Genomic DNA, 4815 nt, shown 5'->3' on the forward strand with positions numbered 1-4815 from the left:
AGCCCCACGCTAGTGGGGCGATGTTGGCGACGCGTTCCGGGAACACCTTCTTCAGCGCCGCCTCCGCCGCAAAGAATCCGCACATTCCATGCACCCCGCCGCCCGGGGGCGTGGACGCTGAGCACATGTAGACCCCTTCCAGCGGTGTCGCGTACAGCTTGTGCGTGGGGCGCACGAAGAGCTGTGGGAACACCGGACTGCCGGCGTTGATGTCGCCGCCCACCAGGTTGGCGTTGCGGCTCTCCAGTTGCGCCGGGTCCATCACCGAGCGCCCGATGATCCGCTGGCGGAACCCGGGAGCGAAGCGCTCGATCTGCGCCTCGACCCGCTCCGCCATTTCCACGGTGCAGCCGTTGGGGACGTGGGCATAGCCCCAGAGAACATGCTTGCCTGAGGGCGAACGCGTCGCGTCGAACAGGCTGGGCTGGGCCAGGATGACGAACGGCTTCTCCGGCGCCCGCCCGCGCCACGCCTGCCATTCCGCTTGCGCCATCTCCTTCAGCGTCCCGCCGACGTGGATGGTCCCCGCCCGGCGGCACGCTTCTGCTTTCCACGGTACCGGCCCGTCCAGCGCCCAGTCCATCTTGAAGGCCGCGATCCCGTAGCGGTAGCGCTTGAGCATCCGGCGATAGAGATACGGCAGCTTCTCGCCCGCGATCTTCAAGAGCTGCCGCGGCGTCAGGTCACACAGCACCGCCTTGGCGGGCGGCAACTCACCCAGCGAATCGACGCGCGTGCCGGTCACGACCTTGCCGCCCAGCGACCGGAGATACGACGCCAGCGCGTCGCTGATCTTCTGCGCCCCACCTTTGGCGAACGGCCAGCCCACAGCGTGCCCGGAGGCGCACAACACCATCCCGAAGGCAGCGGTGAAGGTCTTGTGCAGCGGCAGCATGGAGTGGGCCGCGTTGCCGGCGAAGAAGGCGCGCGCCGGCTCGCCGCTGAAGTCGGCCCGCGCCAGGGTCTCCGCCGGCCAGAAGGCGCTGCTGCCGAACTGCATCGCACTCAGCCAGTGCCGCGGTAAGCGCGGCGGCGCCAGCACATCGTCGAGCAGTTCCTGCCACTCCGCCGCCAGCGGTCCCACCAGCCGCTTGTAGGCGCGAGCATCGTCGCCCAGCCCGCGCCCGGTGTCCTCGACCGTGCCCTCCAGCACCGCTGCCGTGCCGTCGTCGAATGGATGCACCACCGCCGCCGCCGGCGTCACCCACTCCAGGCCGTGCTCGCGCAGAGGCAGCGAGCGGAAGAACGGGGAGCTAATGCCCAGCGGGTACACCGCCGAGAACAGGTCGTGCTGGAACCCCGGCAGGGTGAGCTCGCCGCTGCGGGCGCCGCCCCCGATCTGCTCCTCGGCCTCCACCACCACGACCGAACAACCGGCCCGCGCCATGGTGATGGCGGCCGCCAGCCCGTTAGGCCCGCTGCCCACCACCACTACCTCGGCGTCGGGGATCTCTGCCGCCTTGGCGATCTTCACGTCGCGATTCTACATGGGGGTGTGGCCCGGCCGTGCCGGCCGGGCAGCGCGGGCGGCACGCCCGCGCCACACAATAAGAAAGGGCGACCCTTTTCGGATCGCCCTCGCTGACTCCTGACTCCTACGCAGGAGAAGGCCTCTCCCCCGGCACGATGCCCGGCTGGCGCTCGCCCGTAGGCTTGAGCACCTGCTGCGTGGCTTCGTCACTCGGGGCCGGCGCGGTGGGCTTGGTCGGCAGGTCCTTGCCCTCGATCACCATCTTGATCTCGTTGGCGTCGAGCACCTCGCGCTCCAGCAGCGCCTGGGCCAGCATCTCCAGCTTCTCCCGGTTGTTCTCCAGGATGGCCCTGGCCGCGCTGTAGCCCTGGTCCACCAGCCGCCGGACCTCCTGGTCGATCTTGACCGCCGTAGCCTCGCTGAAGTCGCGGTGCTGCGCGATCTCGCGCCCCAGGAAGATCTGCTCTTCCTTCTTGCCGAAGGTGATGGGGCCCAGGTCGCTCATGCCCCACTCGCAGACCATCTTGCGGGCCAGGTCGCTGGCCTGCTCGATGTCGTTGCCCGCGCCGGTGGTCATCTGCTCCAGGAACAGCTCCTCGGCCACGCGCCCGCCCATCATGATGGCGATGCGCGTCTCCAGGTACTCGCGGCTGTAGGTGTGCTTGTCGTCGATCGGCAACTGCATGGTCACGCCCAGGGCCATGCCGCGCGGGATGATGGTGACCTTGTGCAGCGGGTCGCTGTGCTTCATCATGGCCGCGACCAGCGCGTGCCCCGCCTCGTGATAGGCGGTCATGCGCTTCTCTTCCTCGGACAGGATCATGGACTTGCGCTCCGCGCCCATGAGCACCTTGTCCTTGGCCAGCTCAAAGTCGTACATGGTCACGGTCTTGCGGTTCTGCCGGGCGGCGTTCAGGGCCGCTTCGTTGACCAGGTTGGCCAGGTCGGCGCCCGAGAACCCCGGGGTGCCGCGCGCCAGCACCGACAGATCGACGTCGTCGTTGAGCGGGATCTTGCGGGTGTGCACGCGCAGGATCTCTTCTCGTCCGCGCACATCGGGCCGCGCTACGACTACCCGCCGGTCGAATCGGCCGGGACGCAACAGCGCCGGGTCGAGCACGTCGGGACGGTTGGTCGCGGCGATCAGGATGACGCCTTCGTTGGATTCGAAGCCGTCCATCTCCACCAGCAGCTGGTTCAGGGTCTGCTCGCGCTCGTCGTGACCGCCGCCCAGGCCGGCCCCGCGATGGCGTCCCACCGCGTCGATCTCGTCGATGAAGATGATGCAGGGGGCGTTCTTCTTGCCCTGCTCGAACAGGTCGCGCACCCGGCTGGCGCCCACGCCCACGAACATCTCCACGAAGTCCGAGCCGGAGATGGAGAAGAAGGGCACGTTGGCCTCGCCGGCTACCGCCCGCGCAAGCAGGGTCTTGCCGGTTCCCGGGGGCCCGACCAGCAACACGCCCTTGGGGATGCGTCCGCCCAGTTTCTGGAACTTCTGCGCCTCGCGCAGGAACTCGATGATCTCCCGCAGCTCTTCCTTGGCCTCATCCACGCCCGCCACGTCCTTGAACGTGACTTTCTTCTGCTGCATGGAGAGCAGCCGCGCCCGGCTCTTGCCGAACGACAGCGCCTTCGACCCGCCGGTCTGCATCTGGCGGATCATGATGAACCACAGCGCTCCGAACAGGATCAGGGGGGAGAGCTGCAGCAGCCAGCTCGGCCAGCTGCCCGCCGACGCGTCCTTCACGTTGATGTTCACGCCCTTGTCGCGCAGCGCCTTGATCAGGTCAGGATCGTTCTGCGGCAGGGTGGTGTGGAATGTGCCTTTGTCGTTGCGGTTCTTGCCCCGCAGATCGGTGCTCTGGACCGTGACCTCGGACACGTTGCCCTGGTCCACGCGCGAGCGGAACTCCGAGTAACTGATTTCCTGTTCTTTTTGGCCGCCGCCGCCGTTCTTCACCACTTGCCACAGCAGCACGCAGGACAGGACGATCACCAGCCAGAACACGATCGTCTTTACCGTCGAATTCACTGTTTCTCCTCTACTCCCTTAGACCCCGCAAACACAAAACCAGCACTCTCTTAGATGCCCGGCCGCCGGGCCATTCTTCTTTTAAAATTGTAAACCCTTTTCTGCGCGAAACGTTCTCCCCGGCGCCCCCGGCCGGTTACGAACGTGTGGAGGCTGTCATCGCCGGCCGCTGCGCGGTGCAGGCGATATAGGGCAGGTTCCGCCCCACTTGCGGCGCCCCCAGGCCGTACCCCACCACGTACGACTCGTCGATCAGGAACCCGAAATAATCCGGTTGCAGCGACACCCGGCGCTCCGACTGCTTGTCCAGGAAGGTCACCAGCTTCACCGACGCCGCCCCCCGGGCCAGCAGGTTCCGCATCAGGAACTCGCTCGTCACCCCGGACTGCACCAGGACTTCGATCAGCACCACGTGCTGCCCCTTCACGTCCAGTTCCGGCGTGAAGAAGATACTGACGGTATTCCCCTGTTCGTTCTGCTCCGGCTTGACGAACTGGCACACCACCGGCCCCTCCAAGGTCCGCACCAGGTCGGCGGCGAACATGAACCCGTTCTCCAGCACCGAGACCGCGAGGATGGTCTTCCCCTTGTAGTCTTCCGAGATCTGCCGCCCGAGTTCCTTCACCCGTTTCTGGATCTGCTCGGTGGTGACCAGGATCTTCAGGTTCGACCGGAAATCGTCGGCCTGGCTTTCTGGTGTTGTCATGGGTTGTCCTGTGCGGGCGTGATCTCTTCGATCACCACCGCCTCCCTGCATTCCGGCCCGGCGGCGAACTCCCGCCCCGGCGCCAGCCCTCGGACCCATACGATGGTTCCCCGGCTGACCGCCACTGGCCACCTTTTCCGCTCCCCCTCCGGCACACGCTTCGCCTGCAGCAACTCCTTTACTTTCTTCGCTGACTTCGTGTGTGCCGGCCAGAAGCGGTCGCCCGCGCGCCAGTTGCGAATCGTCAGCTCCGGCGCGAGTTTCTTCCGGTCCAAGGCTTGGGCGCGATTATACCCCGGCCGGTTCTCCCGATTGCCCGCCAATAACGCCTTGACCACCGTTCCTAACTCGGGAACCCGTACCTCACCAGGTACCGGCAGGGCATGTTCGAAGTCCGCCGGCGGTGGCGGGCTGCCCCGCTCCAGCCACAGCCCATCCAGCCCCAACCGGGCCACCCAGCCACCGCTCAGCTCGATCTCCCGGCCCGCCCCCCCAGCGACGAACCTCCTGATTTTCTCCACTTCGCGGAACTCGAGGCGAGCCCCCACCTGCCGCCCGACCTCCCGCAGGACCCGGCGCTGCACCGCCAACGGCCAACTCAGC

4 protein-coding genes are annotated in these 4815 nt (G+C 66.8%); all 4 read right to left on the reverse strand.

The annotated features are described in order from the left end of the window. Nucleotides 1–1474 (reverse strand): NAD(P)/FAD-dependent oxidoreductase (locus tag VMS96_07000; protein ID HVP43163.1); only part of this gene is annotated, 1474 nt, incomplete at its 3' end. A 121-nt stretch (nucleotides 1475–1595) separates the two neighbouring features. Further along, complete coding sequence (gene ftsH / locus VMS96_07005; GenBank protein HVP43164.1) at nucleotides 1596–3506, reverse strand: ATP-dependent zinc metalloprotease FtsH; 1911 nt, start codon at nucleotides 3504–3506, stop codon at nucleotides 1596–1598. 136 nt (nucleotides 3507–3642) lie between these two features. Continuing rightward, a complete protein-coding gene (locus VMS96_07010; GenBank protein ID HVP43165.1) occupies nucleotides 3643–4212 on the reverse strand; it encodes a phosphoribosyltransferase family protein in 570 nt (189 codons plus the stop codon). Next, nucleotides 4209–4815 (reverse strand): tRNA lysidine(34) synthetase TilS (tilS, locus tag VMS96_07015; GenBank protein ID HVP43166.1); only part of this gene is annotated, 607 nt, incomplete at its 5' end. The genes VMS96_07010 and tilS, both read right to left, overlap by 4 nt.

Source organism: Terriglobales bacterium (genome assembly GCA_035543055.1).
Taxonomy (GTDB): domain Bacteria; phylum Acidobacteriota; class Terriglobia; order Terriglobales; family Acidobacteriaceae; genus JAIQFD01.

Excerpts from the sequence above, each read along its gene's own strand:
- VMS96_07010 (HVP43165.1), bottom strand. The coding sequence starts at position 4,212 with ATGACAACACCAGAAAGCCAGGCCGACGATTTCCGGTCGAACCTGAAG.